The following is a 3712-nucleotide window of genomic DNA, read 5'->3' as shown; positions in this document are numbered from 1 at the left end:
GTGGGCGTACGTGGAACGGCTGGCCGGCCGCGACGTGTCGCTCGGGGCCTCGCCGTTCACCGTCGAGCGACAGCCGGAGTACGAACCGTTCGCGGCGGCATGGGCGGCCCGGGCGGCCGTCACGCGGCAAGCGCTGGCCGGCCTCGGCGACCCCACCCGTCCCGTCGAGTTCGTCTCGCAGATGGGGCCGAAGCCCATGCGCGTCCATGCCACGGCTGGCGGCATCGCCGGGCAGCTCTTGTTCCACGAGGTCCACCACCGCGCGCAGGTCATGGCCATGCTGCGGCAGGTGGGCGTCGCCGCAGAAAACCTGGACTACTCAGTGCTGAACTGGGAACGGACGCCCATCGGCTGAGCGAGACCCGCGGTTGATCCGTCTCGGACGCACGCGTCCCACTCGAAGACGCGCTCGTAGGCGCGCAAGGCGGAACGGGAGCGCCTGAAGATGGGTTCGGACCTGTGCTTCATGCCGGCCACCGATCTCGCGGAGGCGATCCGGAGTAAACGAGTCTCGCCCTGCGAGATCACGGACGCGGTGCTGACCCAGATCGACCGGGTCAACCCGATCGTGAACGCGTTCGTCACGGTGGTCGCGGACCAGGCGCGGAAGGCCGCGCGAGAGGCGGAGGCCGCGGTGATGCGGCGCCTGCCGGATGACCTCGGTCCCCTGCACGGCGTCCCCGTCTCCATCAAGGACCTCACCCTCACCAAAGGCATCCGCACGACGTTTGGTTCGCCTGCGTTCGCCGACTTCGTCCCGACCGAGGACGCCCTCATCGTGGAGCGCCTCAAGAACGCCGGCGCGATCATCCTGGGAAAGACCAATACCCCAGAACTCGGCGCGGGGGGCAACACCAAGAACGCCGTCTGCGGTCCCACGCGGAACCCCTGGCGGTTGAGCATGACGTCTGGGGGGTCGAGCGGCGGAGCGGCGGTCGCCATCGCCACGGGTATGGGACCGCTCGCCCAGGGCAGCGATACGGGCGGGTCCATTAGGATACCGGCGAGCTTCTGCGGCGTGATCGGGTTTCGAACCTCGCCCGGGGTGGTACCGGTCTACCCCAGCCCCCTCGCGTGGGATCCGCTCTCGGTGACGGGCCCGATGGCGCGTACCGTTGGCGATACGGCCTTAATGCTGGCGGCCGTGGCCGGTCCGGACGACCGCGCCCCCATCTCGGTCCCCGTCAATGCGGGCGAGTGGATGGCGGCGGCTCGAACGCCCGACGCGCGCGGGTGGCGCATCGCCTGGAGCGCCGACCTCGGCGTGACCCCCGTAGAACCTGAGGTGGCCCGCGTGGCCGAAATGGCGGCGCGCGCGTATCTCGACCTCGGGTGTTCGGTCGAGGACGATCACCCGGATTTCACAGGCCTCCGGGAGATGATCCTCCCCGCCCGATCTGCTCGGATGGCGGCGGTCCACGGAGGTTTGCTCCCTCGGTGGCGCGACCAGATGTTTCCACCGCTCGTGTGGAACATCGAGCTTGGCTTCACGATGACGGCGGTGCAGTGGGCCAACGCGGAGATGGAGCGCACCAAGCTGTGGCACCGGGTGCGCACGTTCTTCGAGCGGTACGACCTGCTCCTCACCCCTACCGTGGCCGTGCCTCCGTTTCCGCATGCGTGGGACTTTCCGCCGGAGATCAACGGGCAGCGAACGGAAACATACCTCGACTGGATCCTGCTCACGTACGCCATCACCCTGACCGGGCTCCCCGCGATCTCAATCCCGGCGGGATGGACCGCGGACGGCCTCCCAATCGGGCTCCAGATTGTGGGCCGCCGGTTGGGTGAGGCCGCGGTGCTGCGGGCGGCTGCGGCTCTCGAAGCCACGCGGCCGTGGGCGGACCGTCGCCCGCCACTCACATGAGCGGCAGATCGACCATGCGGTGGAGACCGCGGATCCCCTGGCTTGCGGGCGTGTTGATGCTCGCGCTGGGATCTTCGGCCTGGGGGGCCGGACCGACCCCCAAATCGGGCGGCGTCCTGAATGCCATGCACCGGGAGGATCCCCCCAGCCTCAGCATCCACGAGGAGGCCACGATCTCGACCAACTGGCCCGTGATGCCGTGCTATAGCAACCTCGTCCTCTTCAACCCCCTCCGCGGCCAGGAGAGCCCCGCGACGATTGTGGGCGAGCTCGCCGAGACGTGGGCCTGGCGCGACGACGGCAAAACCCTCGCCTTTGCGCTCCGCAAAGGCGTGCGCTGGCATGACGGCCAGCCCTTGACCAGCAAAGACGTCAAGTACACCTTCGACCTCGTCCGCGGCGCGGCCGGCTCGTCCGGGCTGCGCCTCGACCCGAGAAAGAACTGGTACGCGCAGATCGCGGCCATCGATGCTCCCGATCCTTACTCGGTCGTCTTCCACCTCAGGCGGCCCCAGCCGTCCCTCCTCATGCTCTTCGCCTCGGACTACTCGCCCGTGTATCCGGCCCACGTCCCCGCCGCCGACCTCCGCACGCGCTGCGTCGGCACCGGCCCGTTCAAGCTCAAGGAATACCGTCCCGGCGAACTGATCGAGTTCGTCCGCAACCCGGACTATTTTATAAAAGGACGCCCCTACCTCGACGGGATCCGCTTCATCATCATCAAGGAACGCGGCACCCGCATCGCGGCGCTTCAGGCCGGCCGGGTCGACGTGACGATGCCTTCCGAGGGCACGAAGCCTGCCGCAGACCAGTTGAAACGGGCGGTGCCGGGCATGGTCGTCTACGAAACGAGCCAGAACGTCAACGACAACATCCTCATGAACTTCAAGAAGCCGCCGTTCACCGACGCGCGCGTGCGACGAGCCGTGAGCCTGGCCATCGACCGCCGCGGATACATCCAGGCGGTGCGCCAGGGCGGCGCGGTGGTCGGCGCGTCGATGCTGCCGCAGCCGTGGGGGAACTGGGGCCTCTCCCCGGATGGCTTGGCCACCCTGCCCGGCAGCGGGGACCCCCTCAAGCAGAAAGCGGACGCTCGTCAACTCCTCGCCGAAGCGGGGTTCGGCCCGGGCCGCCCGCTCCGCCTCGTCGTCAGCACCCGGGCGATCGCGAACTACCTCGACCAGGCCACCTTCGTGATCGACCAGATCAAACAGGTAGGGATCGAGGCGACGCTGGAGCAGGTGGAGAGCGCCGTGTGGTATGCCAAGCTCACGCGCGGCGAGTACGAGATGGGCTCGAACCAGACCGGGATCGGGGTGGACGACCCCGACGCCAACTTCTACGAGAACTATGTCTGCGGCTCCCCACGAAATTATCCCCAGTACTGCAACCCAGACGTCGACAAGATGATCGAGGAACAGTCGCAGACGCTCGACCCGGTGAAGCGGCGCCGCCTCGTCGCGGAGATCCAGAAGCGCCTCGAGCTGGACGGCGCGCGTCCCATCCTCGGCTGGACCACCGACTACTATGCGATGTGGCCCCACGTCAAGAACCTCGTCCCGCATCACAGCATCTTCAGTTACGCGCGGTTCCAGGACGTCTGGCTCGATCGGTAGACTCCTGGGCACCGGGTCCCCCCGCGGCCCAGGCGAGAGGGGCTGTTCTCGAGGGCGTGGAAACCTCCGGTGCCTTCTCCACGGGCGGCGAAGGGGGACGGTTCCATGACGAATCGGAGTCCGGTCGGTCTGTGGCTCAGCGGGATGCTGCTCCTGTCACTGACGGCGGCTTCGGCCTGGGGAGCCAGTCCGACCCCCAAATCGGGCGGCGTCCTCAACGCCATGCACC

General features: G+C 68.1%; 3 protein-coding genes. All 3 read left to right on the top strand.

The window, feature by feature from the left end; genetic code table 11:
• Window positions 1-355, top strand: a 355-nt coding sequence (locus VFP86_20270; protein HET9001985.1) for a DinB family protein, incomplete at its 5' end; no start/stop codon positions are given.
• A gap of 90 nt (window positions 356-445) precedes the next feature.
• Entirely contained in the window at window positions 446-1867 is a 1422-nt protein-coding gene (locus VFP86_20265) for an amidase family protein (GenBank protein ID HET9001984.1), read from the top strand.
• A 14-nt stretch (window positions 1868-1881) separates the two neighbouring features.
• Window positions 1882-3483: an ABC transporter substrate-binding protein gene (locus tag VFP86_20260; protein ID HET9001983.1), complete on the top strand. Its 1602-nt coding sequence runs from the start codon at window positions 1882-1884 to the stop codon at window positions 3481-3483.
• Window positions 3484-3712 lie beyond the last annotated feature (229 nt).

The organism is bacterium, assembly GCA_035703895.1.
Classification (GTDB): domain Bacteria; phylum Sysuimicrobiota; class Sysuimicrobiia; order Sysuimicrobiales; family Segetimicrobiaceae; genus Segetimicrobium.
The sequence above is the reverse complement of the archived record's forward strand: the minus strand, read 5'-3'. Positions and strand labels throughout refer to the sequence as shown.